The sequence below is a fragment of the Micromonospora sp. NPDC049529 genome, from assembly GCF_055586685.1.
On the sequence record NZ_JBVJHT010000029.1, the window covers coordinates 58,603 to 83,620 of the forward strand.

Sequence of the window (25,018 nt, forward strand, 5' to 3'; positions counted from 1 at the left end):
GCTGCCGCTTTTCTCCTTTCTCTCCCCCCCCCCCCCCGTCCCCCCCCTCCCCCCCCCCCCCCCCCCCCCCCCCCCCCCCCCCCCCCCCGACCAGGCTGAGGCCGACCACGGCCGCCGTGGCGACCCAGCGCGATGGCCGGGTGGACCACCTCGCCGTAACTCCGATGTTGCTCCGTGACATCGAATGACTCGTTTCTCTCGGGACGGTGAGGGTGAGCCGACGCTCAATGGCGCGGTGTCCTCCGTGGTGGCCGCAGGGTCGTCACGCTACGTTCACAGACATGAAACAGAGCTGAGTGCCGTCATGTTATTGCAGAAATCTGTCAATATTCAAGCGCAACTTTGTCGTGTAATTTGGGACCATTGTCGACATTCAAAACCGATGTGGACCGACCCGGAATGGTCGGCACCGCGCTACGGGTGCAGGACGATCTTCCCGGCGACGGTGCCGGACTCGGCCAGCCGGAGCGCCTCGGCGATCCGGGTCAGTGGCAGCTCGGCGGCGATCCGGGCGGTCACCTCGCCGCTTTGCAGGGCGGCGAACACCTGGGCGAGGTCCGCGCGCAACCGGGACCGGAACCGGTTCCTGGACAGAGACCGTCCGGCCCAGATGTTGAAGAAGTAGGCGTGGCGGCCGTTGGGCAGCGCGTTCCACAGCCACACCCGGCCGAGCAGTTTGAGCACGGGCCACTGCTTGGATCCCGTGTCGTCGCGGGTGGAGGCGCTGCCGTACGAGACGAGCGTGCCGCCGGGCGCGAGTAGGCGCCAGGAGTCGACGAGACCGGGCCCGCCGACGTGGTCGAAGACGGCGTCCATGCCACCGGGGGCGAGTTCGCGGACCCGCGCGGCAACGTCCCCGGTGCGGTAGTCGACGGGGATGACACCCTGCTCCCGCAGTGCGTCGTGATGGCGCGCGGACGCGGTGCCGATCACCGTGACGCCCGCCGCTCGGGCGAGTTGGACCAGGACCGAGCCGACGCCGCCGTTGGCGCCGTGCACCAGGATCGTCTGCCCGGCGCGGACCCGTGCCTTCCGGTGCAGCATCTGCCAGGCGGTGATGCCGTTGACCACCACGGTCTCCGCCTGCGCCGGGCTGACTCCGTCCGGCACCGGCACCACGTCGGCCGCGTCGACGAGCACGTGGCTGGCCCATCCGCCGACCTTGACCAGTGCGGCCACCCGGCTGCCGGTCAGGCCCGGCTCGACCCCCTCGCCGGTCGCGAGGACGGTGCCGACCAGGTCGTAGCCGGGCACGAACGGAAACGCCGGCTGGTCGTAGTAGCGGCCGCGACGCATCTGCTGTTCGGCGAAGGAGACGCCGGTGGCCTCCATCCGGATCACCACCTGACCGGGGCCTGCCGTGGGGACGGCTCCGCGCCGGATCCGCAGCCCTTCCGGCTCCACCCGGCCCGGCAGGACGACCTCGACGAGTCCTTCGTTGTCCATGACGACCTCCACTACTCGTTACCAGCTCTCGTGTTAGTTATAACCTCTAACGAAACACCGTAAGAGTCAAGAGGTTTCGTGATAGCTTCTAGCTGAGGTGTGGCGGTGTACTCGTGCGACGGGTGGGGGCGACGGATGACGGTGGAAACGGGCACGGGCACCCCGCGCGAGCGCTACCGCGCCCAGGTGCGTACGGAGATCAAGGAGCACGCCCGGGGGCAGATCGCCACCGCGGGGGCGTCGGCGCTCTCGCTCAACGCGATCGCCAAACAGATGGGCATGAGTGGGCCGGCGCTCTACCGGTACTTCGCCAACCGCGACGAGCTGATCACCGAACTCATCGCGGACGCGTACCGAAGTCTCGCCGAAACCTTCCGGGCGGCCTCGGCATCCGGCGCCGACCTGACCGGGCTGGCGCACGCCCTACGCGCCTGGGCGCTGGCCGATCCGCAGCGGTACCTGCTCATCTACGGCACGCCCGTCCCCGGCTACCACGCGCCGGAGAGCGTCACCGCCATCGCGTCCGAGATCATGACGACCCTGCTCGACGCCGTTGCCGCCCTGCCCACGGACCGTCCCGCGACACCGTTCGACACGCATCTCGACGGGCATCGGCAGTGGGCGGCCGACCATCCCGCCCCACCCGCTGCCCTCCGTCGCGCCCTGGCCTTCTGGACCCGGCTGCACGGGATCCTGTCCCTGGAACTCGCCGGGCACTTCACCGGGATGGGATTCGACCCCGCCCTGCTGTTCGCCGCCGAACTGGACGACCTGTCGAACCGCTGACCTCGTCGGCGGTGCTGGGCGGCGGTGCTGCGGGCACCCGTCGTGCTGCCACGGCGGGTGCCCGCGTACCTCAGTGTGCCGCGCCGCCCGGCTGGACGACGCCGTTCACCGTCAGGGTGTACGGCGCGTACTGCGCGATCTGCTCGGTCGGTTCGTCGTACGCCACCACGGCGACGACCTTCGGGAACGCGCTCAGGATCGCGGTCTCGATCAGGCCGACGTTGACGCTGGACCGGCCGTCGAACTCGAACTGCAGGGCGATCTGCTTCTGCTCGTCGATGCCGACCAGCCGCAGGTTCCAGTTGGCCACGTCGACCGGGTTGATCTCGCTGGGCGAGTCGAACGGGGCGAGGCTCGACCCGTCGCTGACCAGCGTGCCGCCGACGGTGATGTCGTCGACCAGCAGACCACCCTCGTTGACCCCACCGTCCGAGACGTACCGGACGCTGAGCAGCACGGTCTGTCCGGCGTACGCGGACAGGTCGAACGAGTGCGGCTCGAACCCGTCGGTGGTGCCGTTGAGCGCCGGCCCGAGCGGCCCGGCGGTCGTCCGGTCACCCGGGATGATCGTGTACGTGGCACCGCCGTCGGTCGACACGCTCACGTACCCGTAGTCGTAGCCGGCCTCGGCGCCGTACTTGGCGAGGAAGCGCAGCGTCGGGTCGCCGGCCGGTACGGCGACCGAGGTGACCGCCGAGTTGTCCAGGCTGTTACCGTCGCCACCCCAGAGCACGGAGTTGCCCGGCCGGTCCGGGTCGTTGGTCACCGTGGTCCAGGCCAGCGGTACCGCCGGCAGCTCCTCCGCGCCACGGAACTTGATCGACCGGAGGTCCCGCCCGCGCAGGAACTCGCCGTTCGCCTTCTGCAACGCCACGAAGTCGGCACCGTTCGGTGCCGCACCCGGAGTGACGTACGAGGCCGGGTTCGCGAGGTTGACGGTGGACCGGAGGCTGGGTGAGGTCACCCGGCTCTTCGGCACGCCGAGGATGACACCGCGCCGCGAGTCACCGACGATCTTGTCGACCAGGGTGGCGGTCTGGTAGTCGTGGATCACCTCGTAGAGGTCGCTGACCCCTTCGTCCTCCAACGCGGCATCCAGGCTGGCCAGCCCCTGCCGCTCACCGTCGCGGTGCAACCGGGAGACGAAGTCGGCACCGTAGCGGTCGTACAGGAACAGCACGAACGCGTACGCGTTGCCGTAGTCGGCGAGCACCGCGCTGGGGTTGCTGCCCTCGTCCCAGAGGTTGAGCGAGTTCTCCGGGCCGCCGCAGTCACGCGGGTTCGTGTTGTACGGCGTCTGCACCGTGCCGAAGCCCTGGTAGCAGTAGATGTGGCTGTCGGCGCCCCGCTCGTACACCGTCTTGGTGGCGTCGACGTACCCGGTCAGCGTCTGGGCGAAGTCGGACAGGCCCTCGTTGAGCAGGATGCTCTCGAACGGGTCGGTGTAGTAGTGCAGCAGGTGCTGGTACTCGTGGGCGAAGGTGCCCTCGTACGCGTTCGGTCGGGCCGGGCGGCTGGTGCACAGGTCGCCGGTCGGCTCGTCCGGCGGGTTGTCGCCGGTGCGGTGCAGCCAGTCGTACGCGTCGACGGTCATCACGTTGCGGTCGAACAGCTCGTTCAACTGTGACGAGAAGAAACCGGCGATGTAGGTCGGCGCGGCCGGGAAGTCGTAGAAGTTGTCGTCGCGCACGTTGTCGACCAGCGTGACGATCTTGTTCCCGGCGCCGGTGTAGTCACCGCCGTTGCCGTTCGCGTCCGGCGGCACCTGGGAGTTGCTCCCGTCGCGGTCCGGCGGCGTGCTGAACGCCTCGGACTCCTTCGGGTACATGTTGGTGTCGAACTCGCTGACCAGACGGTTCACCTGCGCGTCGGTGATCTGCGTGCTCGACGGGATCTGTGCCCGGCAGTCGCCGGCCGGGAACGCGATGTCGTTGGCGACCCACACCTCGATGTGCTCGCCGACGCCCCGCAGGGTGTAGTTCTTCCGGTAGAGAATGCCCTGGTAGTCGTCGCGGCCGAGCCACTGGCGGACGGTACCCACCGGCGGGGTGTCCGCCGCGACGCGGGCACCACGGCGGGCGTCGGCGGGAGCCTGGTAGCGCTCCGGCGTCTGGACCGCCTTGCCGTCCAGCGTGAAGTCCTTGCGGGTGGCCTCACGGAAGTCGCTCTGGCCGGTGGCGGCCGGCGCGCTGGGCGCGGCCGACGCCGGCGTGGCCTGGGCCACGACCACGAGCAGGGGTGGGACGAGGACGGCGGCGGCTACCCCAGCTAGGCGGCTGCGTGCCATGGAACCTCCTTCAGGTGTCGCGCGGACCCGGCTTGCCGGGCGTACCCGATGTGCGGGCACCGCATCGATCGATCACGTTACGTCATCCCGCGCGTACCCGTCCGGGATCGGGTGCGTGGACCTTCCGTTCGTCCTCTATGGACATCCGGCTGACCGGCATCGTGCCGGTGGTCGTACTCCGCTGCTGGTTCGGCCGAGTGCCGGCCGGTCACGGACGTGCCGGGCTCACCCACCACGGCTGGGTCGTACCAGCCACGGCACGTCGTGGCAGGCGGTCCGGGAGCGGTTCCCGCCGTGTGGGTCGCGGCGACCCAGAGCGCGAACGCGGCAGCGCGGTGGGCCGGTTGCCGACGGTGACCGGTGCTGACCGGCGCCCAGCCGCCGCCCCGGCAGGCGGTATCGTCACCGGCAGGTCGGCCGGGTCTGGTGCGTGCTGCCCGGCCGAACCGCCACGGTGGGCGGCCCGACGGAAGCGTGCCGGTGTGACCGCGCCGACGCGAGCAGGCGCCGCCCCAGCCGTCGGGTCGAAGGGGGGACGGATGATCATCCCTGGGCGTTTCAACGGGCCACCCGGCTCGGGAAACGGGGGCTACAGCGCCGGGATCTTTGCCGGCGGTGGTGCGTACGAGGTGACGCTGCGTATGCCGCCGCCGCTGGACACGCCACTGTCGTCGGAGCGGGGGCAGGTCAGGACGCCCGACGGCACCGTCGTGGCCGAGGTCGCGTCGACCGGTGGCATCGACACGGTGGTCCCGCCGATCGCGTACGCCGACGCGCTGCGCGCCCGCGACGCGTACGCCGGGTTCACCGACCACCCGTTTCCCACCTGCTACGTCTGCGGGCCGGAGCGCTCCGATGGCCTGCGGATCTTCCCCGGCCCGGTGGCCGACGGTCTGACCGCCGCAGCGTGGACGGTTCCCGACGACGTGACGACGGAGATGCTCTGGGCCGCGCTCGACTGCCCCGGTGGCTGGGCGATCATCGCCGCCGGGCGGCCGTACCTGCTCGGACGGATCGCCGTACAGGTCGGTCGGCTGCCCCTTCCCGGTGACCGGTGCGTGGTGGTCGGGGCGCTGGCCGAGACGCAGGGACGCAAGGCTCTCGTGCACACCACCCTGTACGACCCGGACGGTGCCGAACTGGCCCGTGCCCGCGCCACCTGGATCGCGGTCGCCGGCTGATGACATGGAATCCGAGCGGGGGAGTCGACCGGTGAGTGAGCGCCCCTACGTACTGCTCAGCTGCGCGACCTCGATCGACGGCTACCTCGACGACGCCACCGACCAGCGGCTGCTGCTCTCCAACGACGCGGACTTCGACCGGGTCGACGCGGTCCGCGCCGACTGCGACGCGATCCTGGTCGGCGCGAACACCATCCGGCTGGACGATCCACGGTTGCTGGTGCGCTCGCAGCGGCGCCGCGACGGGCGGGTGGCCCGGGGACTGCCCGCCTCGCCGACGAAGGTCACCATGGTCGGCCGGGGTGATCTCGACCCGACCGCCCGGTTCTTCACCACCGGCGACACCGACAAGATCGTGTACTGCGCGACGGCGGCGCTGGACAAGACCCGGGCCCGGCTCGGTGACGCGGCGACCGTGGTCGACGGGGGCGAACCGGTCACCCCGGAACGGACCCTGGCCGACCTCGCCGCCCGGGGCGTACGCCGGCTCGTGGTCGAGGGCGGCGGGACGATGCACACCCAGTTCCTCACCGCCGGGCTGGCCGACGAACTGCACCTGGTGATCGCCCCGTTCTTCGTCGGCGACTGCCGCGCCCCCCGATTCGTCGGCGACGGCCAGTTCCCGTGGCATCCGGGGCGCCGCGCCCGGCTGGCCGAGGTCCGCCAGATCGAGGACGTCGTGCTGCTGCGCTACGCCCTCTCCGACCGGTTCGGTGCGGCGTGACCGACCGCGACCGGCAGTGGTTGACCGAGGCGATCACGCTCTCGTACGACAGCCCGCCGGTCAGCTTCGCGTACGCCGTCGGTGCGATCGTGGTCGACCGCGCCGGGCTGCCGTTGGCCACCGGCTTCTCCCGGGAGACCGACACGCACGTGCACGCCGAGGAGTCGGCCCTGGCCAAACTCGCCGGGGTGGACCTCTCCGAGGCGACGATCTACAGCTCGCTGGAGCCGTGCAGTGTCCGCCGGTCCCGCCCGAGGACCTGCACCCAGCTCATCCTCGCCGCCGGCATCCGACGGGTCGTGTTCGCGCTGCGGGAACCGCCGCTGCTGGCCGACTGCCACGCCGTCGAGCTGCTGGAGGGCGCCGGGGTGGAGGTGGTCGAGCTGACCGACCTCGCCGACGAGGTCCGTACCGTCAACGCCCACCTCCTCCGACCGGACCGCCCACGCTGACCGGTGCGCCGCGTCCCGGTCAGCGGACGAACGGAAGCTCCGGCGTACGGGTCGCGCGGCTGGCCTTCGCGGCCAGGTAGGCGGCGTTGGCGGGGGAGCGGTACACCCCGGTCGGCACACACTCGGTGACCGTCAACCCCAACCGGTCGAGCTGTTCGGCCTTGTCCGGATTGTTGGTCAGCAGGGCGGCGCGCTGTACCCCCAGGGTGGTCAGCATCTGGGCGGCGGCGGTGTAGTCGCGCTCGTCCTCGCCGTGCCCGAGGGCCACGTTCGCCTCGAAGGTGTCCAGGCCCGCGTCCTGGAGCGCGTACGCGTCGAGTTTGGCGTACAGCCCGATGCCGCGCCCCTCCTGCCGCAGGTAGAGCAGGAAACCGCCGGACGAGGCGATGCGTTCGACCCCCTCGCGCAGCTGCGGGCCGCAGTCGCACCGCTCGCTGCCGAACACGTCACCGGTCAGGCACTCGCTGTGCGGTCGGACCAGCGGTACGGGCCCGCCGCTGTGCTGCCGTTCGACTGCTGCGGCCCAGTCACCCAAGCCGAACGCCAGATGTTCCCGGCCGTCCACCAACCCGTCGAACGAGAACACCCGCGTGGTCGTGGTGAATCCGTCGGGGAACCGGAGCGGTACCGTGACCTGCGTCCGAACCGTCGTGACGGGCAGTGCTTGGGGCATTGTTCTCCTTCGTCGAACCGGCGGCCGGCACCCGGATCCGCCGGACCAGCAGTACGGCGGCGCCGGGCAGGCTCGCGACCAGCACCAGCGCCCCGTACACCATCGCGGTGGCGATGCCCTGGGAGGCGGTGAGGCCGGCGGCGCCGAACGCCCACGCGGCCACCCCCTCCCGGGGCCCGAAGCCGGCGACGTTCGCCGGCACCCCCATCGCCAGCAGCGCCAGCAGCGTCAACGGCACCAGCTGCGACAGCGGTGCGGTGGCACCCGCCGTCCGGGCCGCGACCAGGAACGTGGCCAGGTGACCCGCGACGACGACGGTCGAGGCGACCAGGACACCCACCCACCTGCCGTGGGCGAGCAGCCCGTCGCGGACGTCGGCCTCGGTGGTGCGCAGCGCCCGCGCCAGCCGCGACGGGCCGCGTCGCGGCAGCGCCCGAGCGACCAGTACGGCACCGAGCCCGCCGACCACCAGCAGCGCGACCGCGACGGGCAGGTACGGCCGCACCGGCGACGGGAAGGCGAGCAGGACGGCCAGGGCGATGCCGGCCTGGACGACCTGTCCGGCGGTCCGTTCCCACACCACGGCGCGGATGCCCCGGCCGACGTCGCCACTGTCCCGCCCGTGGCGCACCGCCCGGTGCACGTCACCGAGCACCCCGCCGGGCAGGGTCGAGTTCAGGAACACCGCCCGGTAGCAGTGGGCCACGGCGGGACCCAGCGGCAGCCGGACCCCGAGACCGTCGGCGATCAGGCTCCACCGCCAGGCGCAGCAGACCGTGGTCAGCGCGCCGATGCCGAGCGCCGCCGCGAGTGCCCAGCCGTCGATCAGGCGGAGTCCGTCGAGGAACGGGCCGGTGCCCAGCCACCACAGCAGGATCGCCAGGATGCCGATCCCGCCCACCGTGCGTACCAGGGCCCAGTTCATCCGCGGCCTCCCTCGAAGAACATCTTCTCGGGTACACGTGCTGCGGCCGCCAAAGGTTCATTCACCGTTGGCGAGAAGGTCGTTGTGTTCGACGACTACCCCGAGTTCACCGGCTGCCGCGGCCGCGAGCCGGCGGCGCGCGTACGCCGTGGCGGGGTCGGCCAGCTCCGGCCGTTGCTCGCAGGCCGCGCCCAGCCAGCCGTCGAACCACTCGGCGGTCAGGTCGGCCCGGTCCGCGTCGAGTCGCCAGTGACTGGGCCGGACCAGGACGTCGACACCGTGCCGGCCGAACGCCTCGACGGTCGCGTCGACGGCGTCCGGTCCGAGCAGTTTCCGGCCGCCGACGCTGCGCCGCTGGTGGGCGTTGAACGCGTCGACGACCTCGGCGTCCAGCGGGTCGGGTGGGGTGAGCGTGACCCGGCCGATCACCGAGATCGTCAGCAGGGTCGGGCAACCGGCGCCGACGCAGGCCGCCACGATCCGGTCGATCTCCTCGGCGGTCAGCATGTCGAGCAGGGCGGAGGCGGTGACCAGGGAGGCACCGGCGAGGTCGGCCGAGGTCAACCGGGTGATGTCCCGCTGCCGGGTCTCGACTGTGACGGGTGCCCCGTCGGCGGCCGTGTCGGTCATCTCGGCCTTGGCGTGTTCCAGCAGGTCGGCGTCGCGGTCGTACATGATCCAGTGTTGTGGTCCGGGCAGCTGCGGGGCCAGCCAGCGGCCCATCGACCCGGTGCCGGTGCCGAGGTCGTGCACGACCGTGAGCGGGGTGCCCGCCAGCTTGCGGCGCAGCGGTTCGACGAGTTCCGGCGCGCGGGCGGCCGCGTCGGCGGGCTCCCGCAGGGCGAGCCAGGCCGGGGTGACCCGACCGATCTCCTCGGTCATGCCGGCCTCCCCACGGTCGTCGGTACGGCACCCAGGATCTCCGCCACGAGCGCGGAGGTGGCCGCCCAGCCGGTGAGGGTGTCGCGGCGGCCACGGGCCGAGCGCCTCAGCCGGTCACGCAGGTCGGCGTCGCGAAGCCAGCGCCGCAGCGCCTCGGCCAGGGCGGCCGGGTCGTCGGGCGGGACCAGCAGGCCGGGCAGGCTGCCGTCCGGTGCCCGCCCCAACGCCTCGGGCAGCCCGTTCGTCGCCGTCGCCAGGACCGGGATCCCGCGTGCCAGCGCCTCGGTGACCACCATGCCGTACGTCTCGCCGCGTGAGGCCAGCACGAGCAGGTCGGCGGCGGCGTACGCGGCGTCGAGCGCGTCGCCGGTACGCGGGCCGACGAGGTGTACCCGGTCGTCCAGCCCGTACCCGGTGGTCTGCTCTCGTACCCGGTCGACGAAGTCGGGGTCACGGGTCAGCGGGCCGACGCAGACGCAGTTCCACGGCAGGTCGGCCACTGCCGCGAGGGCGGACGTCAACACGTCGTGTCCCTTGTGTGCGGTGACGGCGGCGACGCAGAGCAGTTCCGAGCCGGTGGCCGATCCGGGTGCCACCGGTGCGTCGTCCACGCCGGGGGTGGCGACGTGGATCCGCTCGGCCGGCAGCCCGTACAGGTCGGTCAGCCGCTGCCGGGTCCAGGCGCTGGTGGTGATGATCGCGGTCGCGGCGCCCAGGGCCGCGCCCTCCCCGGCCCGCGCCCGCACCGTGTCCTCGCCCAGCGGTAGGTGGACCAGGACGACCAGACGCAGCCGTCCGGCCTGCGGCACCAGCAGCTCCGGTACGGCCGACGCGACCAGCCCGTCGAGCAGGACCACCGCGTCGTCGGGCAGCCCGGCGAGTACCCGGCCGAGGGCGGCCCGTGCCGTTGCGTCCGGTTCGGGCCAGTTGCCGGGTATGGCGTGTTCGCGCACCGACCACCCCGACGCGGCCAGCCCCCGGCAGATCCGCCGGTCGTAGGCGTTGCCGCCGCTGGGGTTGGCGGGGTCGTCGATGTCGTTGGGCAGCACCACGTGCACCGGCCGGAGGCCGTCACCTGCTGCGGTCACAGGGACCGCTCGTAGCTCGCCCAGGCGATGTGCGACTCGTGCAGGGTGACCGAGATGCCCTCCAGCCCGCGTGCGCCCTCGCCGAGGGCACCGGAGTGCACCCGTTCGGCGAGGCGGTCGGCGATCACCTGGGCGAGTGCCTCGGTCGAGGTGTTGATCCCGGCGAACGCGGTCTCGTCGTCCAGGTTGCGGTAGTTGAGCTGGGCGAGTACGGCGTTCAGTTCCTGGCTGGCGAGCCCGATGTCGACCACGATGTTGTCGGCGTCGAGGGCGGCCCGGCGGAACGTCGCGTCGACGACGAACGTCGCCCCGTGCAGCCGTTGGGCGGGTCCGAAGACCTCGCCCCGGAAACTGTGGGCGATCATGATGTGGTCGCGGACGGTCACGCTGAACAAGGGGGTCACTCTCCGTAGGTGATGAGGTGGCACAGCGCGGGCAGGGTGCCCGCGGTCAGTCGGGGGAGCACGTCGGGCAGTTCGTCGAACCGGGACGAACCGGTGATCAGTACGTCGAACGCGGGATCGCGGAGCAGGTCCAGGGCGAGCGCCAGCCGGTCGGCGTAGCTCCGGCTCGACCGGCGGGCCGGCGAGACCATGCCCACCTGGCTGCTGCGGATGCTGAGCCGACCGGAGTGGAACGCCCCGCCCAACGACAGGTTCACCGTCCGGTCGCCGTACCAGCTCAGGTCGACGACCGTACCCTCCGGGGCGAGCAGGTCCAGCGACCGCTGGAGCCCGGCCGACGACGCGCTCGCGTGCACCACCAGGTCGCGCCCGTCGGCGGCGTCCGCCGGTAGCGCGAACTCGACGCCCAGCGCGGCGGCGACGTCGGCCCGGCCCGGATCGGCGTCGACGAGTTGGACCCGTACGCCGGGGAACCGGGCGAGCAGGGCGGCGACGCTGCAACCGACCATGCCGGCACCGATCACCGTGATCCGGTCACCGACCAGTGGCGCGGCGTCCCAGAGCGCGTTCACGGCGGTTTCGACGGTTCCGGCCAGGACCGCCCGGGCGGGCGGCACGTCATCGGGTACGGCGACCACGGCGCTCGCCGGGACGACGTACGCGCTCTGGTGCGGGTAGAGGCAGAAGACGGTACGGCCGAGCAACCGCTCGGGGCCCTGCTGCACGACGCCCACGTTCAGGTAGCCGTACTTCAGTGGGCCGGGGAAGTCGCCCTCCTGGAACGGGGCGCGCATCGCCGCGTACTGGCTGGTCGGCACTCCACCGGCGAACACCAGGGTTTCGGTGCCCCGGCTGATGCCGGAGAACCGGGTGCGTACGAGGACCTCGTCGGCGCCGGGGTCGGGCAGGGTCACCGCGCGGATCTCGCCCTCGCCGGGTGAGCGCAGCCAGAAGGCGTGAGCGTTCCGGGTCACCGGCGCCTCCTTTCCGAAATTTCGGTCGAACCGAACGGCCGCATTTTACGTGTTTCCCTATCAACGGCTCACAGACGATAGACACGGAGGCAGGGTGCGCACGGTTCAAAGCGGTCCGATAATCGGGCTGATAGTCCAGGTTGTCCTGCTCGCCGGCCTTGCCGGAACTGTCGGCCTCGGCGTCACCGGCTGGCTGGCCGGCGGCGTCTACGGTGCCGTCATGTGCGTCCTGCTCAGCCGTGGTCTGCGTGACTCGGGTACGGGCAGGTTGAGCCCGGCGGACCGGGTCACCCTGAGCCGGGCCACGCTCGTCGGGGCCGTGACGGCGTTGACGGCGGACTCGTTCAGCCGCCCGACGCCGGTCGCGCTGCTGGTCACCCTCGCCACGGTGGCACTCGCGCTGGACGCGGTCGACGGACACGTCGCCCGGCGTACCGGCACCGCCACCGCGCTCGGCGCCCGGTTCGACATGGAGGTGGACGCGTACCTCCTGCTGGTACTCAGCGTCTACGTGATGGAGCCGGTCGGCCTCTGGACACTCGCCATCGGCGGGATGCGGTACGTCTTCGTCGTGGCGATCTGGGTGTTGCCCTGGATGCGGGGAACCCTGCCCCCGCGCTACTGGCGCAAGGTGGTCGCCGCCACCCAGGGCATCGTGCTCGTGCTCGCGGCTGCGGACGTGCTGCCCCGGCCGTTGACGGTGACCGCGGTGGCGGTGGCGCTGGCCCTGCTCGTCGAGTCGTTCGGCCGGGACGTGCTCTGGCTGTGGCGGCACCATTCCGCCACGCCCGCCCGGCCCGGACCGTCGGTACGACTCACCCCGGCGACCCGACCGGGCAGCGGACTGCTGGTCAACCTGCCGGCGCACGTCGTCGCCGTCCGGGGAACGGGTCCGCTCGGCATCGCCCGTACGTCGGTGGACCGACCGCACCGCTTCCACGACCCGGTGCCGTGAGCGGACCTTCGCCGGTGTCCGCGCACCACCGCGCGACGCCCGCGCGTCGACGCCGCCCGGTCGACCCCGTTCCGATTCGGGACGACACTGCCCCCATGCTGTGCACACAGTTGCGGGCCGGAGCACATGAGGAGAAGCGGACGTGAGTCAGTTCGAGGCTGTCCTGTTCGACGCCGGCGACACCCTGATCCGGCTGTCCGGCAGCGGCGAGACGTTGCTGCACCGGGCGGCGGTCGCCCTCGGCGTCGACCCGCTCGACCCCGACGAGGTCGGCCACGTGTGGCAGCGGGTGCTCGACCGCAGCAGTACGGCGGAGGAACTCGCCAAGGGCCGCGACCTGTCGAACGCCCGGCACCGTGAGGTGTGGACCGCGCTATACACCGCCGCCGGCTGCGAGCGGTTGGCCCCCGGCCTGAGCGAGGAGCTGTACGCCCTCACCGTCAGCGCCGAGTCCTGGGAGGCATTCCCGGACACCCTGCCCACCCTGCGGGCCCTGCGGGAGCGGGGACTGCCGGTCGGCATCGTCAGCGACACCGGCTTCGACCTGCGCCCCGCGATGGACCTGCTCGGCCTGTCGCCGTACCTGGACACCGTCGTGATGTCGTACGAGCAGGGGATCTGCAAGCCCGCCGTCGAGGTGTTCCGCACCGCCTGCGAGCAGTTGCGGGTCCGTCCGGAACGGACGCTGATGGTCGGCGACAACCCCCTCACCGACTCCGGTGCCGTGGCCGCCGGACTGCACGTGTTCCTGTTGCCGCCACCGGTGCAGACCGGTCCCCGGGGACTGGGCCACATCCTGTCCCTGATCTGAACGAAGGACGACCCGACCATGATGGACGACCGGACCACGACGCGGGATTCGACGCCGGACGGCAGCCCGGAGAACCCGCCGGCCGAACCCGCCGGCGGACCCACGACCGGCGCCGGTGTCGCGGCCGAGGAGCCGATTCCCGTACGCGGGAGGCGCCGCCTGCTGGCGTGGGTGACCACCGCCGCGGCCGTCCTGCTGGTGCTGTTCGCCCTCGTCGCCCCGGACCAGGTCGGAAGCCTCACACCGGCGGCCTTCATCCGCGTCCCGCTCGAAGGACTGCTCGGTGTCGCCCTCCTGCTCGTCCTGCCCGGCCGGGCACGCTCGGTGGTGGCCGCGCTGGTCGGGGTGGCCCTCGGGCTGCTGACCATCGTGAAGGTCCTCGACATGGGCTTCTACCAGACCCTCGACCGGCCGTTCGACCTGGTCCTGGACTGGGTCCTGCTCGACGACGCGCTGTCGTTCCTCACCGACTCGGTCGGCCGGGCCGGCGCGATCGGTGCCGCGACCGGGCTCGCCCTGCTCGCCGTCGCCGTACCGGTCCTGATGACGCTGGCGGTCCTGCGCCTGGCCCGCCCCCTGCTGCGGCACCGAACCGCCGCGACCCGGACCGTCGCGGCGCTCACGGCGGTCTGGGTGACCTGCGCCGTTCTCGGGGCGCAGATCGTTCCGGGCCTGCCGATCGCCGCCAGCGGCGCGGCCGATCTCGCCTACGACCGCACGGTGCAGGTGCGGGCGGGGCTGCGGGACCGGAGCACGTTCGCCGGGGAGGTCGGCGTCGACGCGTTCCGGGACACCCCCGGCGACCAGTTGCTGACCGGGTTGCGCGGCAAGGACGTGGTGCTCGCCTTCGTCGAGAGCTACGGGCGCGACGCGGTCGAGGACCCGGAGATGGCACCACAGGTCGGCGCGGTCCTCGACGCCGGCAACCAGCGGCTGAACGCGGCCGGGTTCGCCGCCCGCAGCGCCTTCCTCACCTCACCGACGGCGGGCGGCGGCAGTTGGCTGGCGCACGCCACCCTGCTGTCCGGCCTCTGGATCGACAACCAGCAGCGGCACGACAACCTGCTCGCCAGCGACCGGCTGACCCTGAACGGGGCTTTCCGGCGCGCGGACTGGCGTACGGTCGCCGTCATGCCGGCCCTGACCCAACCGTGGCCGGAGGGGTCGTTCTTCGACAACGAGCGGGTCTACGGCGTCGACGACCTCGGCTACCACGGCCCGAAGTTCAGCTACGCCCCGGTGCCCGACCAGTTCACCCTCTCGGCGTTCGAACGGTTCGAGCGGTCGAAGCCCGATCACCCGCCGCTCTTCGCGGAGATCCCGCTCGTGTCGAGCCACGGCCCGTGGGCCCCCATTCCCCGGATGGTCGGTTGGGACGAGCTCGGTGACGGCTCGATCTTCAACTCGATCGCCAAGGAGGGCCGGTCGCCGGACGACGTGTGGCCCGACCCGACCCGGGTCCGCACCGAGTACCGCCGCTCCATCGAATACTCGCTGAACAGCCTCATCTCCTACGTCCAGGAGTACGGCGACGACAACCTCGTGCTCGTCTTCCTCGGCGACCACCAGCCGGCACCGATCGTCACCGGCGAGAACGCCAGCCGGGACGTGCCGATCACGATCGTCGCCCACGATCCCGCCGTGCTCGACCGGATCTCCGGCTGGGGCTGGCAGGACGGTCTCCGGCCGGGCCCGCAGGCGCCGGTGTGGCGGATGGACGCCTTCCGTGACCGTTTCCTCAGCGCCTTCGCGCGGTAGCGGGCGGCTGCATGATCATGCAGCCGCTCACCCCGGTTCTTCTCCGGCCCCCGACAAGATGATCTGATGTCCCGAACCGAGCCGGAGAACCACACATGCCCGAGGTGACACTGCACGACGGAACCGCCATCGAGGTGACGGTCCACGGATCGGGCCCGACCGTGCTCCTGCCGACCAACCCGCGACCGCCGACGGGGGTGCCGGCCGGGTCGGAGCACATCGCCGCCGACAACCCGCTGGTCGACGGTCTCCGCGACGCCTTCCGGGTGGTGGCCTTCGACTACGAGGGTCACCTGCTGCGGCACCCGAGGCCGGACACGCTGACTCCCGGCAACATCACCGGTGACCTGCTGGCCATCGCCGACCTCGTGAGAGCCGACCGGTTCGCCTACCACGGGTACTCGTGGCTGGCGATGAGCGGGCTGCAACTGGCGATCCGTACGCGCCGCCTCTCGGCGCTCGCCCTGGGCGGCTTCTGCCCGATCGACGGTCCGTACGAGCGGGCACTGCGGGGCGCCGTGTCGGTCCACGAGACGGTGGTGTCGCGCCGGGGCGACGGGTCGCTGACCGAACCGCAGGCCCGGCAGTTCGTCACCCTGTACGAGTCGTTGCAGGGGTTCGCCGACCGGGCGATCCAGGCGCAGCTCACCTCTCCCCGGCTCTGTTTCGTCGGCGGCACCGACGAGACCCCGTCCGAGCGGCCGTACGACGGGATCTCCGTCGACGCCGGCGCCCTGGTACGCGAGCGGCAGCCGCAGCTGCGGGCGCTCGGCTGGGACGTACGGATCCTGGACGGGCTCGACCGGACCGGTGCCGGTGAACCCGAACAGGTCCTCGGCGTGCTGCGCCCCTGGCTCACCGCCGCCCTCGGCGGTCACTGACCCCGCCTCGGCTCAGCGGCGCGGCGGCGCGGTGCTGTCCCGGATGACCAGTTCGGTGGCGAGTTCCACCCGGGGACTCTCGATCTTCTCGCGCTGGGCCAGCCGGAGCACGGTACGGGCGGCGAGCAGCCCCATCTCGGCCAGCGGCTGCCGGACGGTGGTCAGCGGCGGCGAGCACCACCGCACCTCGGGCAGGTCGTCGAAGCCGACGACGCTGACGTCGTCGGCGACGCGCAACCCCCGGCGGCGGATCGCCTCGTACACACCGAGCGCCATCTGGTCGCTGGAGGCGAAGATCGCGGTCGGTGGGTCGGGCAGTTCGAGCAGCAGGCTGCCGCCGGTGAAACCGGCCTCGTGGTAGAAGTTGCCGGGGCGGATGAGCCGGCCGTCGACGGGCAGGCCGGCGGCCTCCATCGCGGTGCGGTAACCGTCGAGCCGGGTACGGCTGCACAGCAGTTGCGGTGGCCCGGCGATGAACCCGATCCGGCGGTGACCGAGACTGATCAGGTACTCGGTCGCGCGCAGACTGCCGGTCCAGTTCGCGGCGCCGATGGTCGGCGCACCCTGGGTCGGTACGCCCGCCGGGTCCACGATGACGACGGGGATGTTGAGGCGACGCAGTTCGGCCTGCAACGGCGGCTCCAACGCGGAGGTCACGAAGATGACGCCCTCGGTGGTGCGGGCGCGCATGTTGTCGAGCCACTGCTTGGCCGACGACGTCCTGCGATGGATCGCCGAGACGACCGTGCCGACGTCGGCGGCGTGCGCGACGTCCTCCACCCCCCGGATGATCTCGACGGCCCAGGGACTGTCGAGGTCGTTGAAGACCAGGTCGATCAGGCCGGCGGTGCTCCGTACGGCCGTCGGCCGGCGCTGGTAGCCGTGCCGGTTGAGCACCTGCTCGACCCGTTCGCGGGTCTCCGCCGAGACGTCGGAACGACCGTTGATGACCCGCGAGACCGTCGGTACGGACACGCCGACCTCGCGGGCGATGGCCGCGATGGTGACCTTGCGGTTGTCGCCCACGCGGAATGCTCCTTCTCTGGGACGTCATCGTTTCGATCTCGGGTGCGGGGCGGTCCGGAAGGGATCAGCCCTTCACGCTCCCGGCCAGACCGCCGATGAGCTGCCGCTCGGCGACGGCGTAGAAGGCCAGGGCCGGCACCATGGACAGCACGACGTAGGCCAGCACCCGGGCGGTGTCGTCGGCGTACTGACCCTGGAACGCCTGCACCCCGACCGGCAGGGTCCACCAGCTCTGGTCGGTGAAGACGACCAGCGGCAGCATGAAGTTGTTCCAGCTGGCGACGACGGCGAGCACCGACACGGTGGCCAGCGCGGGTCGGGCCATCGGCAGCAGGATGCGCCAGAAGAACGCGAACGGCCCGCACCCGTCGAGGGTGGCTGCCTCCTCCACCTCGCCGGGAATGGTACGGAAGAACGAGCGCAGGATGATGATCGTCACCGGCAGCCCGAACGCGGCCTGGGGCAGGATGACCCCCAGTGGATTGTCGAGCAGGCCCATGCTGCGCAGCAGGATGAACAGCGGCAGGATCGCTACCGTGAACGGGAACATCAGCCCCATGGCGAAGAGGGTGAACAGGGCCTCCCGCCCCCGGAAGGCGAACCGGGCGAAGACGAACGCGGCCATCGCCGAGGCACCGACCACGAGGAACACGGTCGCCACGGCGATCAGCGTGCTGTTGCCGAGCTGCCGCCAGAACACCTCGTTGCCGAGGATACCGGTGTAGTTCTCCGGCACCCACGGATCGGGCAGGCCGAGCGGATTGGTGGACAGCTGCCCGTTGTCCTTGAAGCCGCCGAGCACCCCGAACCCGATCGGCACGACGATGGTCACCCCGATGACGATCGACACGGCGTGCAGCGTCAACCGGCGCAGCCGGGCGGTGGTGCTGGCCTGCTGGCTCCTGGTCATCGTTGGACCCCCCGGGTGGTGAGCGCGCCCTCGATGTCCCGCCTGAGCACGAAGCGCTGGTAGAGCAGGGCGAAGACGAGGCTGAGCAGGAACATGACGATGCTGATGGCGCTGGCGTAACCGACCTCGAAGCGGCGGAAGCCGTACTGGAACATCGTCACGGCCAGGGTTTCGGAGGATCGGATCGGTCCACCGCCGGTGAGCACCCAGACCATGTCGAAGAGTTGGATGGTGCCGATCACGGACAGGAACACGCTGATCCGGATCGTCGGTCCGAGCAGCGGCAGGGTGACGTGGCGGAACACCTGCCAGGCGCTGGCGCCGTCGGTGGTGGCGGCCTCGGTCAGCTCCCGGGGAATGCCCTGCCGGCCGGCCAGATAGAGGATCATGTAGAAGCCGAAGTACTTCCAGGAGATCACGAAGAACAGGGCGTAGAGCACGGTGGAGGGGTCGGCGAAGAGCGAGCCGCCGAGTTCGGCGGAACCGAACCAGCCGAAGACGGTGGTGCTCAGGCCCCGGTTGGGCGAGAAGACGAGGGTGAACAGCACCGCCGTGGTCACCTCGGACAGCACGTACGGGGCGAAGAACACGAGCCGGTAGATCGCCCGGCCACGGATGGGCTGGTTGAGCAGCATGGCCAGGGCCAGCGACACGGGAAGCTGGATGAGCAGCGACAGTGCGATGAGGATCAGGCCGCGCCGCAGGTCACCCACGAACACCGGGTCGTCCAGGGCGCGGGTGAAGTTCTCCGCACCGACGAAGTTCTCCGGCAGGTTGAAGCCGTTCCACTTGAACAGGCTGGTGTAGGCGGCCACCAGGATCGGCACGATCACCAGCAGCACGAACAGCACCAGCGCGGGTGCGAGGAAGACGGCGATCGTGCCCAGTCGTCCGAGACCGGGCCGGGCCCGGCGGCCACGCTGTCGCGTGGCCGCCGGAGGTACGGGTGGGAGCGCGGTCGGCGCGTTGTCGGTGCGTACGCCGGTGCCGGCCGATCGGTTCATCCTGCCTGCTCCACTCGCTGGTCGTACCGGACTGCGGGGTTCCGGGGGCGGGACACGCTACTGGCTCTTCGCCACCGTCGTGATGTCCTTGACGATCTGCTCGGGCGTCTTGGACCCGGCGACCAGTTCCGCGATGCTGTCGTTGACCTGCTGGCCGACCGCGGGCGGGTAGGCCTGGTCCAGGTAGAGCTGGAAGCCGGTCGCCGCAGCCAGGGTCGACGCGACCACCTTGTTGTTGGGGTCGGCGATCGCGTCCGTGGCGTCCTTGACGGTCGGCAGCACGGCGCCGGTGGCCGCGGACTTGCGCTGGTTGGCCACCTCCAGCAGCACCTTGAGGAAGTCGAGGGTGGCGGGCGGGGCGTCCTTGCCGACGGCGAACCCGTTGCCGCCACCGAACACCTCGGTCGAGGTGCCCTTGCCGCCCTCGACCGACGGGAACGGGAAGAAGCCCAGCTTGTCGCCGAGGCCCTTCTTGCTGGTCGACGAGGAGGCCTGGACGGCGGGCGCCCACTGACCCATCAGTTCCATCGCCGCGCCACCGTTGCCCATCGTGGCGGCCTGACCGTCCGGCGAGCCGTATTCGGCGGCGAGGAAGTCCTTCTGGAACGGGTTGAGCGCGACCAGTTCCTTCAGGCGGGCTCCGGCGGCGATGAAGTCGGGGGTGTCGAAGTTGTCGTCGGTGCCGGCCTTCTTGAGCGCCTCCAGGCCGCCGATCCGCATCACCAGGTAGGACCAGTAGAAGTGGGCGGGCCACTTCTCCTTGCCGGCCAGGGCGATCGGCGTGATCCCGGCGGCCTTGATCTTGCCGACGGCGGCCAGCAGCTCGCTCCAGGTCGCCGGTGGCGTGGTGATGCCGGCCCGGCTGAAGAGGTCCTTGTTGTACCAGAATCCGACCATGCCGACGTCGAACGGAACCCCGTAGATCTTCCCGTCGACCGTGTACGGCTCCACCGACACCGGCAGCAGGTTGCCGATCCACGGCTTCACGTCGTCGGTGATGTCCTTGACCAGCCCGGCGTCGATCTGCTGCTTCAGTACGCCGCCACCCCACGACTGGAACAGGTCCGGCGGGGAGCCGGCCTGGGTGGCGGTGGTGAGCTTGGTCTTGAACGCCTCGTTCTCCAGCGGCTGGATCTCGATCTTCACGTTGGTGTGCGCGGTCTCGTACTCCTTGGCCATGGCGGCCCAGACGGGCAGCATCGGCTCGGTGTTCTGGATGTGCCACCAGTTGATGGTCTGCGGACCGGCGGGGTCGGCGGATTCGTCGTTGCCGCAACCGGCCAGCACGAACGCGCCGGCGCTGGCACCGGCGAGGCCCAGCAGTGATCTGCGGGAGAGGTGCGCCGTCATGAGCCATCCCTTCGAGGTACGTACGAGGTACTCGGATGCCGATCAGTCAGCGGGAGGTGGGTAAACGGCCCCGGAAGTTTCGGCAGGAGACCGGTATTTTCGATTGATGACGGGCACGTTACGACGCCGCGAAGGTGCCGGTCAAGGTCTGTCGTGTCTCGACTTTGACGGTTATCGTGGGCGAGAATTTCCACATCTTGACGCGAAACTTCCGGACAACCGCCGGAAGCACGATCGTCAGAGGGGACGAACAATGTCGACCGACATCGCGAGCGTCACGACCGCCGCCGCCTCGATCCGTAACCCGATCCTCAGCGGCTTCCACCCGGACCCGTCCATCCTGCGGGTGGGTGACGACTACTACCTGGCCACCTCGACGTTCGAGTGGTATCCGGGGGTCCGGGTGCACCACTCGCGTGACCTGGTGCACTGGCGGGCCATCGGTGGCGTGATCAACGAGCGGCGCCTGCTGGACCTGCGCGGTGCCGGCGACTCCAACGGTGTCTGGGCCCCCGACCTGTCCTACGCCGACGGCCTGTTCCACCTCGTCTACAGCGACGTGGCCAGCTTCGCCAGCGGCTACTGGGACCCGCAGAACTACCTCATCACCGCCCCCGCGATCGACGGGCCCTGGTCCGATCCGGTCCCGCTGCACGCGCACGGCTTCGACGCCTCGCTGTTCCACGACGACGACGGCAGCAGTTGGCTGCTGGCGATGAGCGCGGACTGGCGACCGGGCCGCGACCGCTTCGGCGGGATCGAGATCCAGCGCTACGACCGGGCCGAACGCAAGCTCGTCGGCACCGCCCGGCTCATCTTCGACGGCACCGAGGTCGGCCTCACCGAGGGGCCGCACATCTACCGGCACGACGGGTGGTACTACCTGCTCACCGCCGAGGGTGGGACCAGTTGGGAGCACCAGGTGAGCATCGCCCGGTCCCGGTCCCTGTTCGGGCCGTACCTGAGCGATCCGGCCGGGCCCCTGCTCACCTCCGTCGGACGCCCCGAACTGCGGTTGCAGAAGGCCGGTCACGGCAGTCTCGTCCGCACCCAGACCGGGCAGTGGTACCTGGCCCACCTGGTCGGGCGGCCCTACAGCCCGCTCGGCAACTGCGTCCTCGGTCGGGAGACCGCCCTCCAGCGGGTCGAGTGGCCGGCCGGCGGGTGGCCGAGCATCGCCGGAGGGGTCCCCGCCGACGAGATCGCCGCACCCGACCTGCCCGCCCACCCGTGGCCGGTGGAGCCGGCGACCGACCACTTCGACGATTCCGTACTGGGCCCGGCCTGGTCCACCCTGCGCCGACCGGCGACACCCGACTGGGTCGACCTGTCCAGCCGCCCCTCCCACCTGCGGATCTTCGGCGGACAGTCGCCGGTCGGCCGGCAGACGCCGAGCCTGGTCGCCCGGCGGGTCGGTGCGACGCGTTGCTCGCTGGAGACGGTGCTGGAGTTCGACCCGGCCGACCATCGCCAGCTCGCCGGGATCACCGGCTACTACAACACCGCGAACTGGTACCACGCCTACCTCACCCGCGCCGACGACGGCCGACGGGTGCTGGAGGTGCTGAGCTGCGACGCTGGCCGGCTCACCGCCCATCCGGAGCTGAGCGTCGACGTCGGTGCCGTCGGCCCGGTCGGACTGCGGGTGACGTTCGACGGGCCGGTGCTGCGCTTCGCCTACCGTCTCGGTGACGCCTGGCAGGACCTGCCGGCGGAGTTCGACGCCACCGTCCTCTCCGACGAGCACGCCGCCGTCGTCATCGACGGTGAACCCGCCGCCTGGGGTTTCACCGGCGCCTTCCTCGGCCTCTGGGTCCAGGACCTCGGTGCCGACGGTCTGTACGCCGACTACGACTACGCCACCTACCTCGAATACTGACCAGGAGTCTCGGCGAGGGCTCCGAAACTTCCGGGATCACCCAACACCTTTCAAGCTTCACCACGTGGGCAATCCTTATCGGGATCTGTTGACGGCTGTCGATCGCGGTCGTAAAGTTTCGGCCAAGTTACGGAAGACCTGTAACGTGCGCGGGCAAGCGTGGCGCTCGCCCGCACAGCGCACGCACCGCAGTGACGCCTCCCGACGGGAGCAGCCTCCGGCTGCCCGAAACCCCGTCCGCGCCATCGACACCGTCCGTTGCACCGTCCCAGTCCTGAGAGGACGCCCGATGAAGCTGAGACGATGGATCGTCGTCGGCGCCGTCGCCCTGGCGACCGCCGGCACGCTCAACAGCCTGCCCGCCACCGCCGGCAACACGGTCCGACCCGGAGACCAGAGCCTGCGTACGCTCGGCATGCGGCACGACCTCTACATCGGCACCGCGATCGGCCAGGCCGCCCTGAACGACCCGGCCGACCCGCAGTACAAGCAGCTCGCCGCCTCGCAGTTCTCCTCGGTGACCGCCGAGAACGCGATGAAGTGGGAGAGCCTGGAACCGACCCGTGGCACCTACAACTGGGCCCCCGCCGACGAGCTGATCGCCTTCGCCAAGCAGAACAACCAGAAGGTACGCGGGCACGTCCTGGTGTGGCACAACCAGCTGCCCGGCTGGCTCACCACCGGCGTCGCCGACGGTTCGATCACCAGGGACGAACTGCGCACCATCCTGCGCAACCACATCACCACCGTCGTGAAGCGCTACAAGGGCAAGATCTGGCAGTGGGACGTGGTCAACGAGGCGGTCAGCGACCCCTGGGACAACCCGCCGAGCCTGCACTACAAGGGTTTCTGGGCCCAGCACCTCGGTCCCGACTACGTCGCCGACGCGTTCCGCTGGGCCCGGGCCGCCGACCCCAACGCCCTGCTCTTCTACAACGACTACAACATCGAGGCCTTCGGCTCCGGTGACCCCGCCAACGACAAGACCCAGTTCGTGTACGACATGGTCAAGCGCCTGCGCGCCACCGGCGTACCGATCGACGGTGTGGGCAGCCAGGGGCACCTGGGCACCCAGTACGGCAACTTCGACACCCTCCAGGTCGCCGACGCCCTCAAGCGTTTCACCGACCTGGGTCTGGCCACCGCCTTCACCGAGGTGGACGTACGCAGCCAGATGACACCGGGGGTGCAGGCGGGTGACCCCAACGAGATCAACCCGCGCCTCCAGGCGTCGGCGGCCAACTACAGCGTCCTGCTCCAGGCCTGCCTGTCCAACCGGCGCTGCCTGTCGTTCACCGTCTGGGGCTTCACCGACCGGCACTCCTGGATCCCCGGCTGGTTCGAGAACCCGCCGGAGGGCCTGGCCACCCTGTACGACGAGAACTACCAGCCCAAGCGGGCGCTCAACATCGTCAAGGCGGATCTGATCTACGCCGGTGCCCCGTACGTGCTGCCGCGCATCCCGCAGAAGCCGCGCCGGTAACCGCATCCGCCTTCGTACGGACAGCACCGACCACCCACCACCCGTAGTACCCGTGAACCTCCTTCGTCCCGAGGAGCCGGCCCATGTCCCCGACCTCCCGCCTGTCCCGACCCGTCCTCGCACTCACCGCCCTGGTCACCGTCGTCGCCGCCACGGCCGTCGCGCTCACCGCGAGCCCGTCCAGCGCGGCGGCCGACTGCAGCAACGGCTACGTCGCCCTCACCTACGACGACGGCCCCAACCCCGGCACCACCACGGCACTGATCAACGCCCTCACCGCCAACGGCGTACGCGCCACCTTCTTCAACATGGGCCAGCGGGCCCAGCAGAACCAGGCACTCGTCCAGGCCCAGCAGCAGGCCGGCATGTGGATCGGCAACCACAGCTGGAGCCACCCGCACCTGACCCAGCTCAGCGCCGCGCAGATCACCTCGGAACTGACCCAGACCCAGCAGGCGATCCAGCAGGCCACCGGCACCGCACCACGGCTGTTCCGTCCCCCGTACGGCGAGACCAACAGCACCGTGCGGTCGGTCGAGGCCCAGCTCGGGCTGACCGAGGTGCTGTGGAGTGTGGACTCCCAGGACTGGAACGGCGCCAGCACCGCCCAGATCGTGCAGGCGGCGGGGAGCCTGAGCAACGGTGGCGTGATCCTGATGCACGACGGCTACCAGACCACGATCAACGCCATCCCGCAGATCGTCGCGAACCTGGCCAGCCGCAACCTCTGCGCGGGAATGATCTCGACCAGCACCGGTCGCGCGGTCGCTCCGGACGGGGGCAACCCCGGTCCGACGGCCACCCCGACCACACCGCCGGCCGGCGGCGGCAGTTGCACGGCCACGTACCGGGAGACGCAGCGCTGGGGTGACCGCTTCAACGGCGAGGTCACCATCCGCGCCGGCGGCTCCGCCCTGACCGGTTGGACCGGCACCGTCACCCTGCGCAGCCCGCAGCGGGTGTCCACGGTCTGGAACGGCAGCCCGAGCTGGGACGGCAGCGGACTCGTGATGACCGTCCGACCGAGCGGCAACGGCAACCTGCCGGCGGGCGGCAGCACCACCTTCGGCTTCACCGTCATGGCCAACGGCAACTGGACCGCCCCGACGGTCGCCTGCCGTACACCCTGAACCGACGGT

22 protein-coding genes and 1 pseudogene are annotated in these 25,018 nt (G+C 70.8%); 11 read left to right on the plus strand and 12 right to left on the minus strand.

All coding sequences use genetic code 11. The annotated features are described in order from the left end of the window. Nucleotides 1-414: 414 nt before the first annotated feature. Nucleotides 415-1,446, minus strand: a complete 1,032-nt coding sequence (locus ACZ6QQ_RS34240; protein WP_465881978.1) for a medium chain dehydrogenase/reductase family protein — start codon at nt 1,444-1,446, stop codon at nt 415-417. Between the two features lie 135 nt (nt 1,447-1,581). Here ACZ6QQ_RS34240 and ACZ6QQ_RS34245 point away from each other — a divergent pair, with 135 nt between their 5' ends. Then, nucleotides 1,582-2,232, plus strand: coding sequence for a TetR/AcrR family transcriptional regulator (locus ACZ6QQ_RS34245; protein WP_465881980.1), 651 nt, complete (start codon nt 1,582-1,584; stop codon nt 2,230-2,232). A gap of 70 nt (nt 2,233-2,302) precedes the next feature. On the opposite strand, the gene ACZ6QQ_RS34250 is transcribed toward ACZ6QQ_RS34245, so the two are convergent. Continuing rightward, complete coding sequence (locus tag ACZ6QQ_RS34250; RefSeq protein ID WP_465881981.1) at nt 2,303-4,519, minus strand: peptidase M6 immune inhibitor A; 2,217 nt, start codon at nt 4,517-4,519, stop codon at nt 2,303-2,305. Between the two features lie 539 nt (nt 4,520-5,058). Between ACZ6QQ_RS34250 and ACZ6QQ_RS34255 the strand changes: the two genes are divergently transcribed. The 3 genes from ACZ6QQ_RS34255 to ACZ6QQ_RS34265 are packed head-to-tail and all read left to right on the plus strand — an operon-like array spanning nt 5,059 to nt 6,876. Continuing rightward, a complete protein-coding gene (locus tag ACZ6QQ_RS34255; protein ID WP_465881983.1) occupies nt 5,059-5,700 on the plus strand; it encodes a hypothetical protein in 642 nt (213 codons plus the stop codon). A 31-nt stretch (nt 5,701-5,731) separates the two neighbouring features. Further along, entirely contained in the window at nt 5,732-6,424 is a 693-nt protein-coding gene (locus ACZ6QQ_RS34260; RefSeq protein ID WP_465881985.1) for a RibD family protein, read from the plus strand. Continuing rightward, a complete protein-coding gene (locus ACZ6QQ_RS34265; protein ID WP_465881987.1) occupies nt 6,421-6,876 on the plus strand; it encodes a cytidine/deoxycytidylate deaminase family protein in 456 nt (151 codons plus the stop codon). The genes ACZ6QQ_RS34260 and ACZ6QQ_RS34265 overlap by 4 nt, the downstream gene beginning before the upstream one ends. Before the next feature lie 19 nt (nt 6,877-6,895). Here ACZ6QQ_RS34265 and ACZ6QQ_RS34270 read toward each other — a convergent pair whose 3' ends face one another. The 6 genes and pseudogenes from ACZ6QQ_RS34270 to ACZ6QQ_RS34295 all read right to left on the minus strand — a co-directional run bounded on the left by ACZ6QQ_RS34270 (nt 6,896) and on the right by ACZ6QQ_RS34295 (nt 11,822). After that, nucleotides 6,896-7,549, minus strand: a complete 654-nt coding sequence (locus ACZ6QQ_RS34270) for a GTP cyclohydrolase II (RefSeq protein ID WP_465881988.1) — start codon at nt 7,547-7,549, stop codon at nt 6,896-6,898. A gap of 22 nt (nt 7,550-7,571) precedes the next feature. Next, a pseudogene (locus ACZ6QQ_RS34275) lies at nt 7,572-8,474 on the minus strand (lysylphosphatidylglycerol synthase transmembrane domain-containing protein); the annotation flags it as partial. 57 nt (nt 8,475-8,531) lie between these two features. After that, the gene (locus ACZ6QQ_RS34280) at nt 8,532-9,356 is read right to left on the minus strand and encodes a class I SAM-dependent methyltransferase (RefSeq protein WP_465881990.1); all 825 of its coding nucleotides are present in this window, start codon (nt 9,354-9,356) and stop codon (nt 8,532-8,534) included. Continuing rightward, nucleotides 9,353-10,444: a glycosyltransferase family 4 protein gene (locus ACZ6QQ_RS34285; protein ID WP_465881991.1), complete on the minus strand. Its 1,092-nt coding sequence runs from the start codon at nt 10,442-10,444 to the stop codon at nt 9,353-9,355. The genes ACZ6QQ_RS34280 and ACZ6QQ_RS34285 overlap by 4 nt, the downstream gene beginning before the upstream one ends. Then, the gene (locus ACZ6QQ_RS34290; protein WP_465882046.1) at nt 10,441-10,839 is read right to left on the minus strand and encodes a 6-pyruvoyl trahydropterin synthase family protein; all 399 of its coding nucleotides are present in this window, start codon (nt 10,837-10,839) and stop codon (nt 10,441-10,443) included. The genes ACZ6QQ_RS34285 and ACZ6QQ_RS34290 overlap by 4 nt, the downstream gene beginning before the upstream one ends. 5 nt (nt 10,840-10,844) lie before the next feature. Then, complete coding sequence (locus tag ACZ6QQ_RS34295) at nt 10,845-11,822, minus strand: zinc-dependent alcohol dehydrogenase (protein WP_465881993.1); 978 nt, start codon at nt 11,820-11,822, stop codon at nt 10,845-10,847. Nucleotides 11,823-11,916: 94 nt separating this feature from the next. On the opposite strand from ACZ6QQ_RS34295, the gene ACZ6QQ_RS34300 reads away from it, so the two are divergent. The 4 genes from ACZ6QQ_RS34300 (at nt 11,917) to ACZ6QQ_RS34315 (ending at nt 16,227) form a co-directional block, all read left to right on the plus strand. Beyond that, nucleotides 11,917-12,777, plus strand: coding sequence for a CDP-alcohol phosphatidyltransferase family protein (locus ACZ6QQ_RS34300; RefSeq protein WP_465881995.1), 861 nt, complete (start codon nt 11,917-11,919; stop codon nt 12,775-12,777). 142 nt (nt 12,778-12,919) lie between these two features. Further along, a complete protein-coding gene (locus ACZ6QQ_RS34305; protein WP_465881997.1) occupies nt 12,920-13,588 on the plus strand; it encodes an HAD family hydrolase in 669 nt (222 codons plus the stop codon). A gap of 18 nt (nt 13,589-13,606) precedes the next feature. Beyond that, nucleotides 13,607-15,346: a sulfatase gene (locus ACZ6QQ_RS34310; protein WP_465881998.1), complete on the plus strand. Its 1,740-nt coding sequence runs from the start codon at nt 13,607-13,609 to the stop codon at nt 15,344-15,346. A 95-nt stretch (nt 15,347-15,441) separates the two neighbouring features. Continuing rightward, nucleotides 15,442-16,227 carry an alpha/beta fold hydrolase gene (locus ACZ6QQ_RS34315; RefSeq protein ID WP_465881999.1) on the plus strand — a complete coding sequence of 262 codons (786 nt, stop codon included), beginning with the start codon at nt 15,442-15,444 and terminating at the stop codon, nt 16,225-16,227. A gap of 12 nt (nt 16,228-16,239) precedes the next feature. Here the strand turns inward: ACZ6QQ_RS34315 and ACZ6QQ_RS34320 are convergent, their stop codons facing one another. From ACZ6QQ_RS34320 to ACZ6QQ_RS34335, 4 genes are all read right to left on the minus strand, one after another. Further along, nucleotides 16,240-17,253, minus strand: coding sequence for a LacI family DNA-binding transcriptional regulator (locus ACZ6QQ_RS34320; protein ID WP_465882000.1), 1,014 nt, complete (start codon nt 17,251-17,253; stop codon nt 16,240-16,242). A 64-nt stretch (nt 17,254-17,317) separates the two neighbouring features. After that, the gene (locus ACZ6QQ_RS34325; protein WP_465882002.1) at nt 17,318-18,163 is read right to left on the minus strand and encodes a carbohydrate ABC transporter permease; all 846 of its coding nucleotides are present in this window, start codon (nt 18,161-18,163) and stop codon (nt 17,318-17,320) included. After that, on the minus strand, nt 18,160-19,167 hold the full coding sequence (locus tag ACZ6QQ_RS34330) for a carbohydrate ABC transporter permease (RefSeq protein WP_465882003.1): 1,008 nt from the start codon (nt 19,165-19,167) through the stop codon (nt 18,160-18,162). The genes ACZ6QQ_RS34325 and ACZ6QQ_RS34330 overlap by 4 nt, the downstream gene beginning before the upstream one ends. A 57-nt stretch (nt 19,168-19,224) precedes the next feature. Next, nucleotides 19,225-20,517: an extracellular solute-binding protein gene (locus ACZ6QQ_RS34335; protein ID WP_465882005.1), complete on the minus strand. Its 1,293-nt coding sequence runs from the start codon at nt 20,515-20,517 to the stop codon at nt 19,225-19,227. A 253-nt stretch (nt 20,518-20,770) separates the two neighbouring features. On the opposite strand from ACZ6QQ_RS34335, the gene ACZ6QQ_RS34340 reads away from it, so the two are divergent. From ACZ6QQ_RS34340 to ACZ6QQ_RS34350, 3 genes are all read left to right on the plus strand, one after another. Further along, nucleotides 20,771-22,396, plus strand: a complete 1,626-nt coding sequence (locus ACZ6QQ_RS34340) for a glycoside hydrolase family 43 protein (protein WP_465882007.1) — start codon at nt 20,771-20,773, stop codon at nt 22,394-22,396. 289 nt (nt 22,397-22,685) lie between these two features. Continuing rightward, nucleotides 22,686-23,879: an endo-1,4-beta-xylanase gene (locus ACZ6QQ_RS34345; RefSeq protein WP_465882009.1), complete on the plus strand. Its 1,194-nt coding sequence runs from the start codon at nt 22,686-22,688 to the stop codon at nt 23,877-23,879. Nucleotides 23,880-23,962: 83 nt separating this feature from the next. Then, nucleotides 23,963-25,009 carry a polysaccharide deacetylase family protein gene (locus ACZ6QQ_RS34350; RefSeq protein ID WP_465882011.1) on the plus strand — a complete coding sequence of 349 codons (1,047 nt, stop codon included), beginning with the start codon at nt 23,963-23,965 and terminating at the stop codon, nt 25,007-25,009. The last annotated feature ends 9 nt before the right edge of the window (nt 25,010-25,018 follow it).